This is a genomic window from Citrobacter sp. Cu233 (assembly GCF_030332225.1).
Classification (GTDB): domain Bacteria; phylum Pseudomonadota; class Gammaproteobacteria; order Enterobacterales; family Enterobacteriaceae; genus Citrobacter.
The window spans coordinates 77,791-98,335 of sequence record NZ_JAOWIF010000031.1; the positions used below are offsets into that span (position 1 = coordinate 77,791).

Annotated in this window: 15 protein-coding genes; 14 read left to right on the top strand and 1 reads right to left on the bottom strand. The window is 53.9% G+C overall.

Translation table 11 applies throughout. From position 1 onward, the window contains the following. From fdx to sseB, 4 genes are all read left to right on the top strand, one after another. The gene (fdx, locus tag OGX95_RS06835) at positions 1–336 is read left to right on the top strand and encodes an ISC system 2Fe-2S type ferredoxin (protein WP_003037690.1); all 336 of its coding nucleotides are present in this window, start codon (positions 1–3) and stop codon (positions 334–336) included. Positions 337–347: 11 nt separating this feature from the next. Continuing rightward, positions 348–548 (top strand): Fe-S cluster assembly protein IscX, encoded by a 201-nt coding sequence (gene iscX, locus OGX95_RS06840; protein ID WP_003037694.1) that lies wholly within the window; start codon positions 348–350, stop codon positions 546–548. Between the two features lie 61 nt (positions 549–609). Continuing rightward, on the top strand, positions 610–1,893 hold the full coding sequence (pepB, locus tag OGX95_RS06845) for an aminopeptidase PepB (protein WP_286628896.1): 1,284 nt from the start codon (positions 610–612) through the stop codon (positions 1,891–1,893). A gap of 70 nt (positions 1,894–1,963) precedes the next feature. Further along, on the top strand, positions 1,964–2,740 hold the full coding sequence (sseB, locus tag OGX95_RS06850) for an enhanced serine sensitivity protein SseB (RefSeq protein WP_286628897.1): 777 nt from the start codon (positions 1,964–1,966) through the stop codon (positions 2,738–2,740). Between the two features lie 98 nt (positions 2,741–2,838). Here the strand turns inward: sseB and sseA are convergent, their stop codons facing one another. Continuing rightward, on the bottom strand, positions 2,839–3,684 hold the full coding sequence (sseA, locus tag OGX95_RS06855) for a 3-mercaptopyruvate sulfurtransferase (RefSeq protein WP_286628898.1): 846 nt from the start codon (positions 3,682–3,684) through the stop codon (positions 2,839–2,841). A 205-nt stretch (positions 3,685–3,889) separates the two neighbouring features. Between sseA and OGX95_RS06860 the strand changes: the two genes are divergently transcribed. From OGX95_RS06860 to der, 10 genes are all read left to right on the top strand, one after another. Continuing rightward, a complete protein-coding gene (locus OGX95_RS06860) occupies positions 3,890–8,824 on the top strand; it encodes an alpha-2-macroglobulin family protein (protein ID WP_286628899.1) in 4,935 nt (1,644 codons plus the stop codon). Continuing rightward, positions 8,825–11,131 carry a peptidoglycan glycosyltransferase PbpC gene (gene pbpC / locus OGX95_RS06865; protein ID WP_286628900.1) on the top strand — a complete coding sequence of 769 codons (2,307 nt, stop codon included), beginning with the start codon at positions 8,825–8,827 and terminating at the stop codon, positions 11,129–11,131. Positions 11,132–11,269: 138 nt separating this feature from the next. Beyond that, the gene (gene ndk, locus OGX95_RS06870; protein WP_213133616.1) at positions 11,270–11,701 is read left to right on the top strand and encodes a nucleoside-diphosphate kinase; all 432 of its coding nucleotides are present in this window, start codon (positions 11,270–11,272) and stop codon (positions 11,699–11,701) included. Between the two features lie 169 nt (positions 11,702–11,870). Next, complete coding sequence (gene rlmN / locus OGX95_RS06875) at positions 11,871–13,037, top strand: dual-specificity RNA methyltransferase RlmN (RefSeq protein WP_137384795.1); 1,167 nt, start codon at positions 11,871–11,873, stop codon at positions 13,035–13,037. Between the two features lie 285 nt (positions 13,038–13,322). Then, on the top strand, positions 13,323–14,315 hold the full coding sequence (rodZ, locus tag OGX95_RS06880) for a cytoskeleton protein RodZ (protein WP_286628901.1): 993 nt from the start codon (positions 13,323–13,325) through the stop codon (positions 14,313–14,315). Between the two features lie 26 nt (positions 14,316–14,341). After that, a complete protein-coding gene (gene ispG, locus OGX95_RS06885; protein WP_016154000.1) occupies positions 14,342–15,460 on the top strand; it encodes a flavodoxin-dependent (E)-4-hydroxy-3-methylbut-2-enyl-diphosphate synthase in 1,119 nt (372 codons plus the stop codon). 110 nt (positions 15,461–15,570) lie between these two features. Beyond that, positions 15,571–16,845, top strand: a complete 1,275-nt coding sequence (hisS, locus tag OGX95_RS06890; RefSeq protein WP_286628902.1) for a histidine--tRNA ligase — start codon at positions 15,571–15,573, stop codon at positions 16,843–16,845. A gap of 13 nt (positions 16,846–16,858) precedes the next feature. Then, a complete protein-coding gene (locus OGX95_RS06895; protein ID WP_286628903.1) occupies positions 16,859–17,479 on the top strand; it encodes a YfgM family protein in 621 nt (206 codons plus the stop codon). A 10-nt stretch (positions 17,480–17,489) separates the two neighbouring features. After that, positions 17,490–18,668, top strand: coding sequence for an outer membrane protein assembly factor BamB (bamB, locus tag OGX95_RS06900; RefSeq protein ID WP_286628904.1), 1,179 nt, complete (start codon positions 17,490–17,492; stop codon positions 18,666–18,668). Positions 18,669–18,786: 118 nt separating this feature from the next. After that, entirely contained in the window at positions 18,787–20,259 is a 1,473-nt protein-coding gene (der, locus tag OGX95_RS06905; protein WP_271440698.1) for a ribosome biogenesis GTPase Der, read from the top strand. Positions 20,260–20,545: the final 286 nt, after the last annotated feature.

A 20,545-nucleotide genomic window follows, 5' to 3' on the forward strand; every position in this document is an offset into this window, starting at 1 on the left:
ATGCCAAAGATTGTTATTTTGCCTCATCAGGATCTCTGTCCCGATGGTGCCGTTCTGGAAGCTGAGACTGGCGAAACGATACTCGACGTTGCCCTGCGTAACGGTATCGAGATTGAACACGCCTGTGAAAAATCCTGTGCCTGCACGACCTGTCACTGCATCGTACGTGAAGGTTTTGATTCTTTGCCGGAAAGCACAGAAGAAGAAGACGACATGCTGGATAAAGCCTGGGGTCTGGAGCCGGAGAGCCGTTTGAGCTGTCAGGCACGGGTCACTGAGGATGATTTAGTGGTCGAAATCCCACGTTACACAATCAATCATGCGCGTGAGCATTAACAGAGGGTAGTATGGGACTGAAGTGGACCGATAGCCGCGAAATCGGCGAGGCGTTGTACGACGCGTTCCCCGATCTCGATCCCAAGACCGTTCGTTTCACCGATCTGCACCAATGGATCTGTGACCTGGAAGAGTTCGATGATGATCCACAGGCATCGAACGAAAAAATCCTTGAGGCCATCTTGCTGGTCTGGCTGGACGAAGCCGAATAAGTCAACGGGCTGCCCACGGGTGGCCCGTTTTCCTGTATGCGCGAAAATAAGGATAAATAAAATGACAGAAGCCATGAAAATTACGCTTTCCACGCAACCTGCCGATGCCCGCTGGGGTGAAAAGGCAACATACAGTATCAATAATGATGGCATTACCCTGCACCTGAACGGAAAAGATGACCTTGGCCTTATCCAGCGTGCCGCGCGTAAAATTGACGGCCTGGGGATTAAACACGTTCAACTGGACGGTGAAGGCTGGGATACCGAGCGCAGTTGGGCATTCTGGCAGGGTTATAAAGGGCCGAAAGGCAGCCGAAAAGTTGAGTGGGCTGCTCTGGACGAGACGCAGCGTAAAGAGCTGGATAACCGTCTGAAAATTATCGACTGGGTGCGCGATACCATTAACGCCCCGGCGGAAGAACTGGGCCCGGAACAACTGGCGCAGCGTGCGGTTGATCTGCTGTGCTCTGTCGCGTGCGATAACGTGTCTTACCGCATCACCAAAGGTGAAGATCTGCGTGAGCAGAACTACATGGGACTGCATACCGTTGGACGCGGTTCCGAACGTCCGCCGGTGCTGCTGGCGCTGGACTACAACCCAACGGGCGATAAAGAAGCGCCGGTTTATGCCTGCCTGGTCGGCAAAGGCATCACCTTTGACTCCGGCGGTTACAGCATCAAACAAAGCGCATTTATGGACTCAATGAAGTCCGATATGGGCGGCGCAGCGACGGTGACGGGCGCACTGGCATTTGCTATTACTCGCGGTCTGAACAAGCGCGTGAAACTGTATCTGTGCTGTGCGGATAATTTGATTAGCGGTAATGCCTTTAAACTGGGTGATATTATTCACTATCGCAACGGCAAAAATGTTGAAGTGATGAACACCGACGCCGAAGGCCGTCTGGTTCTGGCGGATGGCCTGATTGACGCCAGTGCGCAGAAACCGGAGCTGATCATTGATGCCGCCACGCTGACAGGTGCCGCGAAAACTGCACTGGGTAATGATTATCACGCGCTGTTCAGCTTTGATGACCAACTGGCTGCTCGCTTGCTGGCAAGTGCCGCACAAGAAAACGAGTTGTTCTGGCGTCTGCCGCTGGCGGAATTCCACCGTAGCCAGCTGCCGTCTAACTTTGCCGAGTTGAATAACACCGGCAGTGCGGCTTACCCGGCTGGCGCAAGTACTGCAGCAGGCTTCCTGTCACACTTTGTGGAAAATTATCAGCAAGGCTGGCTGCACATCGATTGCTCTGCAACGTATCGCAAAGCGCCGGTTGAGCAGTGGTCCGCGGGCGCAACCGGTCTGGGCGTACGCACGATTGCCAACCTGCTGACCGCGTAATTTATGACTGTATGGCCGGATGGCATTTCGCGCATTCGGCCTACACGTACTTATCCAATTTGTGGTTCTTATGTCTGAAACAAAAAACGAATTAGAAACGTTGCTGGAACAAGCGGCGACTGAGCCTGCGCATCGCCCGGCATTTTTCCGTACGCTGCTGGAATCCACCGTCTGGGTTCCGGGAACAGCCGCAGAAGGCGAGGCGGTGGTTGAAGATAGCGCGCTGGATCTGCAGCACTGGGAAAAAGAAGACGGTACCACCGTGATCCCGTTTTTCACCTCTCTTGAAGCCTTGCAGCAGGCAGTTGAAGACGAACAGGCATTTGTTGTGATGCCGGTACGCACGCTGTTTGAAATGACGCTGGGCGAAACGCTGTTTCTCAACGCCAAACTGCCCACCGGCAAAGAGTTTATGCCACGCGAAATCAGTCTGCTGATGGGGGAAGAAGGCAATCCGCTGAGTACTCAGGAAGTGCTGGAAGGCGGCGAGTCGCTTATCCTCTCTGAGGTTGCGGAACCGCCGGCGCAGATGATTGACTCACTGACCACGCTGTTTAAACCCATTAAACCCGTTAAACGGGCATTTATCTGCTCGATTAAAGAGAGTCCTGATGCTCAGCCGAACCTGCTGATTGGCATTGAAGCCGATGGTGATATTGAAGAGATTATTCATGCCACGGGCAGTGTAGCAACGGATACCTTACCGGGTGATGAACCGATTGATATCTGCCAGGTGAAGAAAGGTGAGAAGGGCGTCAGCCACTTTATTACCGAGCACATCGCGCCGTTCTACGAGCGCCGCTGGGGCGGTTTCCTGCGCGATTTTAAACAGAATCGGATTATCTAAAAGACCTTGCCGGATGGTGACGCATACATCTTATCCGGCCTACGATTTGCGCTATTTTGTAGGCCGGATAAGCGAAGCGCCATCCGGCATTTCCAGCTTTATAATACCGGTTCTACCGGTAAATCGTTGCGCGCTCCCCATTCGCTCCACGCACCGTCATACAATGCGACGTTGGGGACACCCAGCGTGGTAAGCGCCAGCACCACCACGGCAGCTGTGACGCCGGAGCCGCAGCTGGCGATAATGGGTCTGTCAAAACTCACGCCGTGGCTGAAGAAAATCGCATCCAGTTCGTCGGTGGTTTTCAATTCTCCATCACGTACCAGTTCAGTCCAGGGCACGTTCAATGCGCCTGGAACATGACCGCGTTTCAGGCCTGGACGGGGTTCATCAACCTGGGCATTAAAACGTGCCGCCGGGCGGGCATCGACGATCTGAGCCGTTTTTTCATGGCTGGCCAGCAGCACATCAGTCACGCGTACAACCGCTTCAGGCGCGAATGCTGTGTCAAATTCACCTTCGGGTAAATCCACATTTCCTGTCTGCAAGGGGAGTTCATCACGCTGCCAGCCAGCCAAACCGCCAGCCAGAATAGAGACATTTTCAACGCCAAATGTCCGCAGCATCCACCATGCCCGCGGAGCAGAGAACAGGTTTCCTTCATCGTATATCACCAGGTGCTTATCCTGGTGTACGCCTGATTCGCGCATGGCGACGGCGAAGGCTTCCGGGCGCGGCATCATATGTGGAAAGGGGGAGGTGTGGTCAGAGAGGGCTTCAATATCAAAAAAGACAGCGCCAGGAATATGGCCTGCACGATATTCCTCGCCAACATCACGATCTTCCTGGCCTGGGGGTGCCATCCGGGCATCAAGAATTTGTATTTCCGGGTCGTCAATATGTTCGACAAGCCAGTCGGCAGCGACAAAGAAGGCGGTAGTCATAGGCATCTCCATTATTACCAGGTTTCGGCAAATTGTCGGATGTTTACTGTAAAGCGACAAGTAAAAGAGGCTGATTTGTCAGGTGGACCCACATTAATCACGAAAATTCAGATACAACATCCTATTACTGACTTCCACCACCAGAAATCTGACGCATAATAGTTGTTCTACGTAGCTAACGGGCCACTGCGGCCAGGGATGAAAAATGAAATATATTCGCGTAGTGGCCTGTATGCTGATGTTGGCGCTGGCGGGGTGCGATAATAATAACGATAAGCCGTCAACAGCGGCGAAAAATGATGCGCCAGCCCCGCAGAGCGCACCGGTAAAAGATCCGGCGCAATTACAAAAGCTGATGCAGCAAAGCCAGGGTAAACCGTTGACGCTGTTGGATGCCTCTGAAGTCCAGTTGGACGGTGCGGCGACGCTGGTGCTGACTTTCTCTATTCCTCTCAATCCCGAACAAGATTTTTCTCGCGTGCTGCACGTTGTCGATAAAAAAAGCGGCAAAGTGGATGGTGCCTGGGAGCTGGCACCGAATCTGAAAGAGCTGCGTTTACGCCACCTTGAACCCAACCGCGAGCTGGTAGTCACCATTGAACGTGACTTGTTGGCATTGAATAAAGCGACGTTTGGCATTGAGTATGAAAAAAATATTACCACGCGCGATGTTCAGCCGAGTGTAGGGTTTGCCAGTCGTGGCTCGCTACTGCCGGGCAAAGTGATTGAAGGATTACCGGTGATGACGCTGAACGTTAATAGCGTAGATGTGAACTTCTTTCGCGTGAAACCTGAATCGCTCGGTGCCTTTGTCAGCCAGTGGGAATACCGTAGCGCATTGTCCAACTGGGAATCCGATAACCTGCTGAAAATGGCGGAACTGGTGTATACCGGGCGCTTTGATCTCAATCCAACGCGTAATACCCGAGAGAAACTGTTGCTGCCGTTGAGCGATATCAAGCCGCTGCAGCAGGCGGGCGTGTACGTGGCGGTGATGAATCAGGCCGGGCATTACAACTACAGCAATGCCGCAACGTTGTTTACGCTCAGCGATATCGGTGTCTCTGTTCATCGTTACCACAACCAACTGGATGTTTTCACACAAAGCCTGGAAAACGGTGCTGCGCAACAGGGGATTGATATCACCTTACTCAATGAGAAAGGGCAGACATTGGCGCAAGCCACCAGTGATGCGCAGGGGCATGTAAAGCTTGAAACTGATAAAGATGCGGCTTTATTGCTGGCGCGAAAAGATGGGCAAACCACATTGTTGGATTTGAAGCTCCCGGCGCTGGATCTGGCCGAGTTTGATATCGCGGGGGCGCCGGGCTACAGCAAGCAGTTCTTTATGTTTGGTCCACGCGATCTCTATCGCCCTGGTGAAACGGTGATCCTCAACGGACTGCTGCGCGACAGCGACGGCAAAACGTTGCCCGATCAGCCGGTTAAGCTGGAGGTCGTGAAACCCGACGGACAGGTATTACGCACGGTGGTCAGCCAGCCCGAAAATGGTTTGTATCGCTTTAGCTGGCCGCTGGACAGCAGTGCGCCAACCGGCATGTGGCATATTCGGGCTAATACCGGTGATAACCAGTCGCGGATGTGGGACTTCCACGTCGAAGACTTTATGCCGGAGCGAATGGCGCTCAATCTCGCTGCGGAAAAAACGCCCGTAGCGCCGGCGGATGATGTGAAGTTTTCAGTTGTGGGCTACTACCTGTACGGCGCACCTGCCAACGGTAACGCCCTGCAAGGCCAGCTTTTCCTGCGGCCACTGCGTGAAGCGGTGCAGGTGCTACCGGGATTCCAGTTCGGTAATATTGCTGAAGAAAACCTGTCCCGTAGCCTCGATGAAGTTCAGCTTACGTTAGATGAACAAGGTCGCGGCGAGGTCATCGCCAGTAGCCAGTGGCAAGAAACGCATTCGCCGCTGCAGGTCATTTTGCAGGCCAGCCTGCTGGAGTCGGGGGGCCGTCCAGTGACCCGTCGGGCAGACCAAGCCATCTGGCCTGCGGATACGCTGCCGGGTATTCGTCCGCAGTTTGCGGCAAAAGCCGTTTATGACTACCGCACCGATACCACCGTGAATCAGCCCATCGTGGATGAAGACAGCAGCGCCGCCTTCGATATCGTGTATGCCGATGCGCAAGGCGAGAAAAAAGCGGTAACCGGTTTGCAGGTGCGTTTGATCCGTGAACGTCGGGATTATTACTGGAACTGGTCTGAGGGCGAAGGCTGGCAGTCTCAGTTCGATCAAAAGGATCTGGTCGAAGGCGAGCAGACGCTGGATCTTAAGGCCGATGAAACCGGTAAAGTGAGTTTCCCGGTAGAGTGGGGTGCATACCGCCTCGAGGTTAAAGCGCCAAACGATACGGTGAGCAGTGTACGCTTCTGGGCCGGATACAGCTGGCAGGATAACAGCGACGGTAGCGGAGCGGTCCGTCCCGATCGCGTGACGTTGAAACTGGACAAACCCAGTTATCGTCCCGGTGATACCATGAAGCTGCACATTGCCGCGCCGGCAGCGGGTAAAGGCTATGCGATGGTGGAATCGAGTGATGGTCCGCTGTGGTGGCAAGAAATCGAGGTGCCTGCGGATGGTCTTGAGCTCTCTATTCCGGTCGATAAAAGCTGGAACCGCCACGATTTGTATCTCAGTGCGCTGGTGATCCGCCCTGGCGACAAATCCCGTTCAGCAACGCCTAAACGTGCGGTTGGGCTGCTGCATTTGCCGTTGGGTGATGAGAACCGTCGTCTGGCGCTGGCCCTGGAAAACCCGGCGAAAATGCGCCCGAATCAGCCGCTGACCGTCAAGGTGAAAGCCAGTGTTAAAAATGGCGAGATACCAAAGCAGGTTAATGTACTGGTCTCTGCCGTTGATAGCGGGGTGTTGAATATCACGGATTACGCCACGCCAGATCCGTGGCAGGCATTTTTCGGGCAAAAACGCTATGGTGCGGATATTTATGATATTTATGGCCAGGTTATTGAAGGGCAAGGGCGTCAGGCGGCACTGCGTTTCGGGGGGGATGGCGATGCGTTAAAACGCGGCGGAAAACCGCCAGTCAATCACGTCAATATCGTCGCACAGCAGGCTCAGCCGGTTACGCTCAACGAGCAGGGTGAAGGCACAGTGACGTTACCGATTGGTGATTTCAACGGTGAGCTGCGGGTCATGGCGCAGGCCTGGACGGCGGATGATTTTGGCAGCAGCGAAAGTAAAGTGATTGTTGCCGCCCCGGTGATTGCTGAACTGAATACTCCGCGTTTCCTGGCCGGGGGCGATACGTCGCGACTGACGCTGGATGTGACTAACCTGACAGACAAACCGCAGACGCTGAATATCAAGCTTGCCGCCAGTGGATTACTGGAACTGAGGGGGCAAGATCCGGCACCCGTGAATCTGGCGCCAGGTGTACGCACCACGCTGCTTGTTCCGGTGCGAGCACGGGAAGGATTTGGCGAGGGTGAAGTTCAGGCTGAGATTACGGGGCTGGAACTGCCCGGCGAAACGCTACCTGTTCAGCATAAACAGTGGAAGATTGGCGTGCGCCCGGCGTTCCCGGCGCAAACTGTCAATAACGGTGTTGCCCTCCAGCCGGGTGAAATCTGGCAATTGCCAGGTGAAGAGTTGGTTAATTTCTCGCCGGTGACAGTGCAGGGACAACTGCTGTTCAGCGGCAAACCGCCGCTGAATCTGGCGCGCTACATCCGCGAATTGAAAGCCTATCCTTACGGTTGTCTGGAACAAACAGCCAGTGGGCTGTTCCCGTCGTTATATACCAACGCCGCGCAGTTGAAGGCGTTGGGCATTGCGGGCGATAGTGATGAGAAACGTCGCGCGGCGGTCGAGATCGGTATTTCCCGGTTGCTGCAGATGCAGCGTGACGACGGTGGGTTTGCATTGTGGGATAAAAACGGGCCGGAGGAGTACTGGCTGAGCGCCTATGTCATGGATTTCCTCGTCCGGGCAAATGAGCAGGGCTACAGCGTTCCGGCTGAAGTGATTAACCAGGGCAATGCGCGGTTGCTGCGCTATTTGCAGGATCCGGGCATGATGTCGATTCGCTACACTGATGATACCGCAGCCAGCCGGTTTGCCGTGCAGGCCTATGCCGCGTTGGTGTTGGCCCGTCAGCAGAAAGCCCCGCTTGGTGCACTGCGCGAGATCTGGGAGCGTCGTGCTCAGGCCGCCTCCGGTCTACCGCTGCTGCAATTGGGGGTTGCACTGAAAAACATGGGCGATGCGAATCGCAGTGAACAGGCTTTGACGCTGGCATTGAATACACCACGCCGCGATGCGCAGCAGTGGATGGCGGATTACGGCAGTCAGCTGCGCGATAATGCGCTGATGCTGGCATTGTTGGAAGAGAATAAGCTCAAACCTGACGTGCAGAATACGCTGTTGAACACGTTGTCAGAACAGGCCTTCGGCCAGCGCTGGCTCTCTACTCAGGAAAATAATGCGCTATTTCTTGCCGCGCGTACGCTACAGGATTTACCTGGCACGTGGCAGGCGCAGACGTCACTTGACGAACAGCCTCTGACAGGTGACAAATCGCAAACCCGCAACCTGGATGCCGATCGGCTGTCTACTCTGAGCGTCACCAATACCGGTAATTTGCCGCTGTGGCTGCGTCTGGATGTAAGTGGTTACCCGCAAACTTCGCCGCAGCCTGCCAGTAATGTCCTGCATATTGAACGTCAGATCCTGGGGCTGGATGGTCACAGCAAATCGCTGGACTCTCTGCGCAGCGGCGAACTGGTGCTGGTTTGGCTGACGGTGAAAGCCAGCCAGAATGTACCGGATGCGCTGGTGGTCGATCTCCTGCCTGCCGGACTGGAGCTGGAAAACCAGAATCTGGCTAACGGCAGCGCCAGCCTGCAGGATAGCGGCAGTGAAGTGGCGAATCTGCTCAATCAAATGCAGCAGGCTGATATTCAGCACATGGAGTTCCGCGACGACCGTTTTGTCGCGGCGGTCGCGGTCAACGAAGGCCAACCGGTCACGCTGGTGTATCTGGCGCGTGCGGTCACGCCGGGGACATATCAGATTCCTGTGCCGCAGGTGGAATCGATGTATGTTCCGCAGTGGCGCGCGACTGGCACGGCTGAGGGCCCGCTGATTGTCAGACCGTAAATGATGCTTCGATGGGCTAAACGCGGCGGCTGGCTGGCCGCCGTTATGCTATTACTTGTGGCGGTGGTTTGGTCGGCAGATAAAATCTGGCCGCTGCCGCTTCATGAAGTCGATCCTGCGCGTGTCGTGGTGGCGTACGATGGTACGCCGCTATGGCGTTTTGCCGATGCGGACGGTATCTGGCGTTATCCGGTCACTATTGATGAGGTTTCTCCCCGGTACCTCGATGCATTAATCAATTACGAAGATCGCTGGTTCTGGAAACATCCCGGTGTTAATCCGTTTTCGGTGCTGCGTGCCGCGTGGCAGGATCTCTCCTCTGGACGCGTTGTCTCAGGCGGCAGTACGCTCACCATGCAGGTAGCAAGATTACTTGACCCGCACTCACGTACCTTTGGCGGCAAATTTCGCCAGCTCTGGCGCGCACTCCAGCTTGAATGGCATCTCTCGAAACGCGACATCCTGACGCTGTACCTCAACCGCGCACCTTTCGGCGGCACGCTTCAGGGTGTTGGCGCAGCAAGCTGGGCATATCTTGGCAAATCCCCCGCCCAACTCAGTTATTCTGAGGCGGCATTACTGGCCGTACTGCCACAGGCGCCGAGCCGCTTGCGCCCGGATCGCTGGCCGGAACGCGCCGAAGTGGCACGCAATAAAGTGCTTGAGCGTATGGCGACGCAAGGGATTTGGCCCACGAAACAGGTACAGGAGTCGCGCGAAGAACCCGTCTGGTTGGCTCCCAGGCAGATGCCGCAGCTAGCACCGTTGTTCTCACGCATGATGTTGAGCAAAAGCCACAGTGACAAAATCTTGACCACGCTGGACGCCGGGCTGCAACGCCAGCTGGAAGAGCTGGCACAAAGCTGGAAGGGGCGGCTTCCTGCGCGCACTTCGCTGGCGATGATTGTTGTCGATCATACCGATATGAGCGTGCGTGGCTGGGTGGGGTCGGTAGATATGAATGACGATACCCGCTTTGGTCATGTTGATATGGTGAACGCGATTCGTTCTCCGGGATCGGTGCTGAAGCCATTTGTTTATGGCCTGGCGCTGGATGACGGATTGATTCACCCGGCTTCGTTGCTGCAGGACGTGCCGCGTCGTACCGGGGATTATCGTCCAGGGAATTTTGATAGTGGCTTTCATGGCCCGGTAAGCGTGAGTGAAGCGCTGGTGCGTTCGCTAAATTTACCCGCAGTTCAGGTGCTTGAAGCTTATGGTTCGAAGCGTTTTGCCGCAAAATTGCGCAATGTGGGTTTGCCGCTGTACTTACCTGCAGGAGCTGCGCCGAATCTGTCGTTGATCCTGGGCGGCGCGGGGGCGAGACTTGAAGATATGGCGGCGGCATACAGTGCGTTTGCCCGTCATGGTAAGGCGGGAAAACTGCGTTTGCAGCCGACAGATCCACTCCTGGAACGACCGTTGATGTCAGCAGGTGCGGCATGGATTATTCGCCGGATTATGGCTGACGAAGCGCAACCTCTTCCGGATAACGCGCTGAGCAGAGTGGTTCCGCTGGCATGGAAAACGGGCACCAGTTATGGCTATCGTGACGCATGGGCAATCGGCGTTAATTCACGTTATGTGATAGGTATCTGGACCGGCAGGCCAGATGGGACGCCGGTGGTCGGGCAGTTTGGTTTTGCCAGCGCGGTGCCTTTGCTGAATCAGGTCAACAACCTGCTGCTGGCGCGTGGGACACATCAGCCAGAAGATCCTCGTCCAGAGTCGGTCAGCCGAGGCGTGGTGTGCTGGCCGGGCGGGCAATTTTTGCCAGACGGGGACGGCAACTGTCGTCGCCGCTTAGCCACCTGGCTACTGGACGGTAGCCAGCCGCCGACGCTGTTATTACCCGAGCAGGAAGGGGTTAACGGTATTCGTTTTCCCGTCTGGTTAGATGAGGCAGGAAATCGCGTTGCGCCAGATTGCGCGCAGGCGCGCGAACATATGTTAATCGTCTGGCCCTTGCCGCTGGAGCCCTGGCTGCCGCAATCTGAGCGCCGGGCTGCACGGCTACCGCCGATTTCCGCTACCTGCCCGCCGTTGGGGCAGGACGCTTTCTTACCGCTCCAGTTGACAGGCATTCGTGATGGCGCGATTGTGAAACGCTTACCCGGTTCTCCGGAGGTCTCAGTACCGGTGCAAACCAGCGGTGGGACAGGTGAGCGCTGGTGGTTTCTTAACGGTGAACGGCTGGATGAGCGTGGGCGTCGTCTTACCCTGCGACTCACAGTCAAAGGGGATTACCAACTCCTGGTGATGGATGACGCGGGACAGGTGGCGACGGTGAGATTTTCTTTGCAATAGACCAGGTTGAGATGCTTTGTTGCTAAAAATCATCTTATTTTAAAGAAATGTTACCTTCGTCAATAGTCAACGGCCAGGATGCTCTTTATAATCCGCGCCAGGTAAACCATAACAGAACATCTTTTTTCAGAGGTAATCATGGCTATTGAACGTACTTTTTCCATCATCAAACCAAACGCGGTGGCAAAAAACGTTATTGGGAGCATCTTTGCGCGCTTCGAAGCAGCAGGGTTCAAAATTGTCGGTACTAAAATGCTGCACCTGACCGTTGAGCAGGCGCGTGGTTTCTATGCTGAGCACGACGGCAAACCGTTCTTTGATGGCCTGGTTGAATTCATGACTTCCGGTCCGATTGTTGTTTCTGTACTGGAAAGCGAAAACGCCGTTCAGCGTCATCGCGATCTGCTGGGCGCAACGAATCCGGCAAATGCGCTGGCTGGTACGCTGCGTGCCGACTACGCTGACAGCTTCACCGAAAATGGTACTCACGGTTCCGATTCCGTTGAATCTGCAGCCCGTGAAATCGCCTATTTCTTTGGTGAAGGCGAAGTGTGCGCTCGTACTCGTTAATTTAACGGGTTCGTTTACATATTATTTTCGCTAATGCTTCGTGCAAACGTGGCATCCCTGCGCCAGACTTTGTACAATGCAACGCCCCGGAAGAGCAGACCGCTTACCGGGGCGTTTCTTTTTAACCCTCCACGGGCCATAACGTGTAACAACGAGGCCGGAAAAAATTATGTCTGAATTAGTTAACACCTCTGAAGTCGTCATTGCTGCGGTTCCAAATAAAAATGGAAAAATTAACCTGCTGGATCTGAACCGTCAGCAGATGCGCGAATTCTTCAAAGAGATGGGCGAAAAACCGTTTCGTGCCGATCAGGTCATGAAATGGATGTACCACTATTGCAGCGACAATTTTGATGACATGACTGACATCAATAAGGTGCTGCGCAACAAATTGAAAGAAGTGGCTGAAATTCGCGCCCCGGAAGTGGTGGAAGAGCAGCGTTCTTCTGATGGCACTATCAAATGGGCCATCGCGGTTGGCGATCAGCGTGTTGAAACGGTTTATATCCCGGAAGACGATCGCGCGACCCTGTGTGTTTCTTCACAGGTTGGTTGTGCATTAGAGTGTAAATTCTGCTCTACGGCGCAGCAGGGCTTTAACCGTAACCTGCGTGTGTCGGAAATCATTGGTCAGGTCTGGCGTGCGGCGAAAATCGTCGGCGCGGTGAAAGCCACAGGCGTACGTCCAATCACCAACGTGGTGATGATGGGGATGGGGGAGCCACTGCTTAACCTGACTAACGTCGTTCCGGCGATGGAAATTATGCTTGATGACTTCGGTTTCGGGTTGTCCAAGCGTCGCGTTACGCTGTCCACCTCAGGCGTTGTCCCTGCGCTGGATAAGTTGGGCGATATGATTGATGTCGCACTGGCGATTTCTCTGCATGCGCCAAATGATGAAATTCGTGACGAAATTGTACCTATCAACAAAAAGTACAATATCGAAACGTTCCTCGGGGCCGTGCGCCGCTATCTGGAGAAATCCAATGCGAACCAGGGCCGCGTGACTATCGAGTATGTGATGTTGGATCACATCAACGATGGCACTGAGCATGCTCATCAGCTTGCAGAACTGCTGAAAGACACACCGTGTAAGATCAACCTGATTCCGTGGAACCCGTTCCCGGGCGCGCCGTATGGTCGTAGCTCTAACAGTCGTATCGATCGTTTCTCTAAAGTGTTGATGAGCTATGGTTTCACGACCATCGTGCGTAAAACACGTGGTGATGACATCGATGCAGCCTGTGGTCAGCTGGCGGGAGACGTTATCGACCGTACTAAGCGTACTCTGCGCAAGCGTATGCAGGGCGATGCTATCGATATCAAAACCGTTTGATGCCGAATGCACTACGGTATAAATAATGTACCGTAGTGCAATGTAAATTATATAAGGTCCTTTGTTGTAGTCGTCTGATCAATAATAACGGTGCGTTTTAGTCGACTTTAAGGCAGTATGTAGCGGGGCAACAAGAGTTTAGACCCTCAGATTTACGCTGTTTTGTTATTGATAGTCTGACCGTTTTATACTGTCTGACGAAGGTTAACTGACCAGATGTTTCGCGGTGTGGGTGAGCATTGTGACTCGCCGGCACCAGAACCCAAATTTACGCAGCTGTAGCGAATGAATACTGAAGCCACGCACGACAAAAATGAAGCACTATCCACCGGCGTTCGTCTGCGCAATGCCCGTGAACAACTCGGATTCAGCCAACAGGTGGTCGCGGAACGACTCTGCCTGAAGGTCTCCACGGTACGCGATATTGAAGAAGATAAGGCACCCGCCGATCTCGCTTCAACATTCCTGCGCGGGTATATCCGTTCTTATGCGCGTCTGGTGCATATTCCTGAAGAAGAACTGTTGCCAGGGCTGGAAAAACAGGCTCCGATTCGCCCTGCCAAAGTTGCGCCGATGCAGAGTTTTTCGCTCGGTAAGCGCCGCAAGAAGCGTGACGGCTGGCTAATGACCTTTACCTGGCTGGTACTGTTTGTCGTTGTCGGACTGACGGGTGCCTGGTGGTGGCAAAACCATAAAGCGCAGCAGGAAGAAATCACCACGATGGCCGATCAATCTTCCGCTGAACTGAATGCCGGTAAAGATAACGCACAGAGTGTACCGCTGGATACCAGCGCTGCCGCAAGCCAGGACAATACACCAGCTCCGGGTGATGGCGCAGTGGCTGATGCCGCTCAAACGCCGGATACTGCAGCGACCCCGGCTCCTGGCGCAGATCAAAACGCCGTTGTGGCTCCGTCTCAGGCCAATGTTGATACTGCAGCGACCACACCCACTGCACCGGCAACAGCGGCATCACTGCCGACTGACCAGGCCGGTATAACAACGCCGGCTGCCGATCCTAACGCGCTGGTGATGAATTTCACCGCTGACTGCTGGCTGGAAGTGACCGACGCAACCGGTAAAAAACTGTTTAGCGGCATGCAGCGTAAAGATGGCAATTTGAATCTGGCCGGTCAGGCGCCGTACAAACTGAAAATTGGTGCTCCGGCGGCAGTGCAGATTCAGTTCCAGGGTAAACCTGTCGACCTGAGTCGTTTTATCAGAACTAACCAGGTTGCGCGTCTGACCGTTAATGCCGAACAATCACCGGCTCAGTAACAGACGGCAATGCGGGAGATTTTTTAATGCATAATCAGGCTCCAATTCAACGTAGAAAATCGACACGCATTTACGTTGGGAACGTGCCGATCGGCGATGGGGCTCCCATCGCCGTACAGTCTATGACCAATACGCGTACCACGGATGTGGAAGCGACGGTTAATCAGATCAAAGCGCTGGAACGTGTAGGCGCAGATATTGTTCGTGTCTCTGTACCGACAATGGATGCTGCAGAAGCGTTCAAGCTTATCAAACAGCAGGTTAATGTCCCGCTGGTTGCCGATATTCACTTTGATTACCGTATTGCGCTGAAAGTGGCGGAATACGGTGTCGATTGTCTGCGTATCAACCCAGGTAACATCGGTAACGAAGAGCGTATTCGCATGGTGGTGGACTGCGCTCGTGACAAAAATATTCCTATCCGCATCGGCGTCAACGCCGGATCGCTGGAAAAAGATCTGCAGGAAAAATACGGTGAACCAACACCGCAGGCGCTGCTGGAATCCGCGATGCGCCATGTGGATCATCTCGATCGTCTGAACTTCGATCAGTTCAAAGTTAGCGTGAAAGCGTCTGATGTTTTCCTCGCCGTAGAATCTTATCGTCTGCTGGCAAAACAGATTGATCAACCGCTGCACCTGGGGATCACCGAAGCCGGTGGCGCACGTAGTGGTGCGGTAAAATCTGCGATCGGTCTGGGACTGCTGCTGTCAGAGGGCATCGGTGATACGCTGCGCGTTTCTCTGGCGGCGGATCCGGTCGAAGAGATCAAAGTGGGTTTTGATATTCTGAAATCACTGCGCATTCGCGCGCGTGGCATTAACTTTATCGCTTGTCCAACCTGCTCACGCCAGGAGTTCGACGTTATCGGCACGGTTAACGCGCTGGAGCAACGCCTGGAAGATATCATTACGCCAATGGACGTTTCGATCATCGGTTGCGTGGTAAACGGTCCTGGCGAAGCACTGGTTTCCACGCTGGGCGTGACGGGCGGCAACAAGAAAAGCGGCCTGTATGAAGACGGCGTGCGTAAAGACAGACTCGACAACGATGACATGATCACGCAGCTCGAAGCCCGTATTCGCGCCAAAGCGAGTATCCTCGACGAAGCGCGACGCATTGACGTGCAGCAGCTTGAAAAATAATAACGTGATGGGAAGCGGCGTGCTTCCCGTGTATGATTGAACCCGCATGGCGCCCGTATTGTTCGGGTTAGCGCTGAGGGTTCATTTTTATATCCATAAAGAGAATAAACGTGGCAAAAAACATTCAAGCCATTCGCGGCATGAACGATTATCTGCCTGGCGAAACCGCCATCTGGCAGCGCATTGAAGGCACTCTCAAAAACGTGCTCGGCAGCTACGGTTACAGTGAAATCCGCTTGCCGATTGTAGAGCAGACCCCGTTATTCAAACGTGCGATCGGTGAAGTGACCGACGTCGTTGAAAAAGAAATGTATACCTTTGAGGACCGCAATGGCGACAGCCTGACCCTGCGTCCTGAAGGCACTGCGGGCTGCGTACGCGCCGGCATCGAACATGGTCTCCTGTACAATCAGGAACAGCGTCTGTGGTACATCGGGCCGATGTTCCGCCACGAACGTCCGCAAAAAGGACGTTATCGCCAATTCCATCAGTTGGGTGTCGAAGTGTTTGGTCTGCAAGGACCGGACATTGATGCTGAACTGATTATGCTGACTGCCCGCTGGTGGCGTGCACTGGGTATTTCCCAGCATGTTAGCCTTGAGCTGAACTCTATTGGTTCGCTTGAAGCGCGTGCTAACTACCGTGATGCGCTGGTCGCCTACCTGGAACAGCACAAAGAAAAACTGGACGAAGATTGCAAGCGCCGCATGTACACCAACCCGCTGCGCGTTCTCGACTCCAAAAACCCGGAAGTGCAGGCGCTGCTGAACGATGCCCCTGCACTGGGTGACTATCTGGATGACGATTCTCGCGAACATTTCGCGGGTCTGTGCAAGCTGCTGGAATCCGCAGGTATTGCCTACACCGTTAATCAGCGCCTGGTTCGTGGTCTCGACTACTACAACCGCACCGTATTTGAGTGGGTAACCAACAGCCTGGGCTCACAGGGTACCGTATGTGCTGGTGGTCGCTATGATGGCCTGGTTGAGCAACTTGGCGGTCGTGCCACGCCAGCGGTAGGCTTTGCTATGGGTCTTGAACGACTTGTTTTGTTAGTTCAGGCAGTTAATCCGGAATTTAACGCAGATCCTGTTGTCGATATATACCTGGTTGCTTCAGGTGCGGATACACAGTCGGCTGCGATGCGGCTTGCTGAACGTCTGCGTGATGAAGTTCCCGGTGTGAAACTGATGACTAACCACGGTGGCGGCAACTTTAAGAAACAGTTTGCTCGCGCCGATAAGTGGGGCGCCCGCGTTGCACTGGTACTGGGTGAGTCCGAAGTGGCTGACGGTACCGTTGTAGTGAAGGATTTGCGCTCTGGTGAGCAAACGGCAGTAGCGCAGGATAGCGTTGCCACGCATTTGCGCACTCTACTGGGCTAAGGAGAAGGACAGCGTGGAAATTTACGAGAACGAACACGACCAGGTTGATGCGGTAAAACGCTTCTTTGCTGAAAACGGCAAAGCGCTGGTTGTTGGGGTAATTTTAGGGGTCGGCGCGCTGGTCGGCTGGCGTTACTGGACCAGTCATCAGACAGAGTCCGCACGCTCTGCTTCTCTGGCATATCAAAATACGGTGACTGCGGTTAGCGCAGGTAAGCCTGATAGCATTCCTGCCGCAGAGAAATTTGCAGCGGAAAACAAAAACACCTATGGCGCGTTAGCGTCAATGGAACTGGCACAGCAGTTTGTTGACCAAAACGAACTAGAGAAAGCCGCGGCCCAGTTACAACAAGGCCTGGCCGCAACCAGCGATGAGAATCTCAACGCGGTGCTTAATCTGCGCCTTGCTCGTGTTCAGGTTCAGCTTAAGCAGGCTGATACCGCGCTAAAAACACTTGATACCATTAAAGGTGAAGGGTGGGCGGCAATTGTGGCCGATCTGCGTGGTGAAGCGTTGCTGAGCAAAGGCGACAAACAAGGTGCGCGTAGCGCATGGGAAGCGGGCGTGAAAAGCGATGCCTCTCCTGCTCTGAGCGAAATGATGCAGATGAAAATCAATAATTTGTCCATCTGAGAGGGACCCGATGCAATTGCGTAAATTACTTCTGCCAGGGCTGCTTTCCGTTACCCTATTGAGCGGCTGTTCACTGTTTAGTGGCGAAGAAGATGTCGTTAAGATGTCCCCGTTACCGGTGGTTGAAAACCAGTTTACTCCGTCTACTGCCTGGAGCACGTCTGTAGGTAACGGTATTGGTGATTTCTACTCTAACCTTCATCCTGCGCTGGCGGATAACGTGGTCTATGCAGCCTCTCGCGCCGGTGTGGTGAAAGCGCTGAACGCAGACGACGGCAAAGAAGTCTGGTCTGTTAATCTGGGTGAGAAAGACGGTTGGTTCTCCCGTGCATCTGCTCAGCTTTCTGGCGGTGTAACCGTGTCGGGCGGCCATGTTTATATTGGCAGCGAAAAAGCACAGGTTTATGCGCTTAACACCAGTGACGGTACAACCGCATGGCAAACGAAAGTTGCCGGTGAAGCGTTGTCTCGCCCGGTGGTGAGCGATGGTGTGGTATTGATCCATACCAGTAACGGTCAGTTGCAGGCATTGAACGAAGCTGACGGTGCCATCAAATGGACCGTGAACCTCGACATGCCATCACTTTCCTTACGTGGTGAATCCGCTCCGGCGACCGCCTTTGGCGCAGCTATTGTGGGTGGCGATAATGGTCGCGTAAGTGCCGTACTGATGCAGCAGGGTCAGATGATTTGGCAGCAGCGTATCTCTCAGGCCACTGGCCCAACCGAAATCGACCGTCTGAGTGATGTCGATACCACGCCGGTTATCGTCAATGGCGTAGTTTACGCACTGGCTTATAATGGTAACCTGACGGCGCTGGATCTGCGCAGTGGTCAGATCATGTGGAAACGTGAGCTCGGCTCGGTGAATGATTTCATCGTCGATGGCAATCGTATCTATCTGGTTGATCAGAATGACCGTGTGCTGGCGCTGACTACCGATGGTGGCGTGACGCTGTGGACGCAAAGCGATCTGCTGCACCGTCTGCTGACGTCTCCGGCGCTGTATAACGGCAACCTGGTCGTAGGTGATAGCGAAGGCTACCTGCACTGGATTAACGTTGAAGATGGTCGCTTTGTCGCTCAGCAGAAAGTCGACAGCTCAGGTTTCCTGACCGAGCCGGTTTCTGCTGATGGTAAACTGCTGATCCAGGCGAAAGACGGTACGTTGTACTCCATTACGCGTTAATCGTCCTGGCCGCTCGCTTTGAAAAACGGCTCCTGGTGCAGGGGCCGTTTTACTGTTTTTAACAATGGCGCAAAAAGAGTGTCCATTGTCTGATGATTTTTTAAATGAGGCTTTAAACATGGTACCTGTGGTCGCGCTTGTCGGGCGCCCTAACGTTGGCAAATCCACGTTATTTAACCGTCTAACTCGCACCCGAGATGCGCTGGTTGCGGATTTCCCGGGTCTGACTCGTGACCGTAAGTACGGTCGTGCGGAAATTGAAGGCCGCGAGTTTATCTGCATTGATACTGGCGGTATTGATGGCACTGAAGACGGTGTTGAAACCCGTATGGCTGAGCAGTCGTTGCTGGCTATTGAAGAAGCGGACGTTGTGCTGTTCATGGTGGATGCGCGTGCTGGTCTGATGCCGGCAGATGAAGCCATTGCCAAGCATCTGCGTGCGCGCCAGAAACCAACCTTTCTCGTTGCCAACAAAACTGACGGACTCGATCCGGATCAGGCCGTTGTCGATTTTTACTCACTGGGGCTGGGTGAAATTTACCCCATCGCGGCTTCCCATGGTCGTGGAGTCCTTAGCCTGCTGGAGCACGTTCTGCTCCCGTGGATGGACGATGTCGCGCCGCAGGAAGAAGTCGATGAAGATGCGGAATACTGGGCGAAACTGGAAGCCGAAGAAAACGGCGAAGAAGAGCCTGAAGATGATTTCAATCCGCAGGATCTGCCCATCAAACTGGCAATTGTCGGGCGCCCGAACGTAGGTAAGTCCACACTGACTAACCGTATTCTCGGCGAAGACCGCGTGGTGGTTTACGATATGCCGGGGACCACGCGCGACAGTATTTATATTCCGATGGAACGTGATGAGCGCGAATATGTGCTGATTGATACTGCGGGTGTACGTAAGCGCGGTAAAATTACCGAAGCGGTAGAAAAATTCTCTGTAATCAAAACGTTGCAGGCAATTGAAGATGCCAACGTGGTGATGCTGGTGATTGACGCCCGCGAAGGGATCTCCGATCAGGACCTCTCGCTGCTGGGCTTTATCCTCAATAGTGGGCGCTCACTTGTTATCGTTGTCAACAAATGGGACGGCCTGACGCAGGAAGTGAAAGAACAGGTAAAAGAGACGCTGGACTTCCGCCTGGGCTTTATCGATTTTGCCCGCGTTCACTTTATTTCCGCGCTGCACGGCAGCGGTGTAGGTAACCTGTTCGAATCCGTGCGCGAAGCGTATGACAGCTCAACTCGCCGCGTTAGCACCGCGATGCTGACCCGCATCATGACCATGGCGGTAGAAGACCATCAGCCGCCGCTGGTACGTGGTCGCCGTGTGAAGCTTAAGTATGCGCACGCTGGTGGTTATAACCCGCCTATTGTGGTGATCCACGGTAACCAGGTGAAAGACCTGCCGGATTCGTACAAGCGCTATCTGATGAACTACTTCCGCAAATCACTGGAAGTAATGGGTACACCAATTCGTATTCAGTTCAAAGAAGGGGAAAACCCGTTTGCGAACAAACGTAATACACTGACACCAACGCAGATGCGTAAGCGTAAGCGTTTGATTAAGCACATCAAAAAAAGCAAGTAACTCCTGCTGATGGCGATAGAGGCCCGCGTAAATCGCGGGCTTTTTTTTCGCCCTTTTTTAGCCTGTACCTGTCTGTTTGCTGTCAATGACTATTCGCTTTTTACCAAGTTTAAATCTAAGAAAGTAGACAATTGTCGAATTTTCATCTTAAAGTCACCGGGTTGGTACTAGACAAAACTACTGTCAGGTTATCAAATGGTTAAATAACTCTTCGCCGTATGTAAAAAATCGACCAGCTACGTAACTGGCCGGCGTACATCACGGTGTTTACAAGCACACGACATAT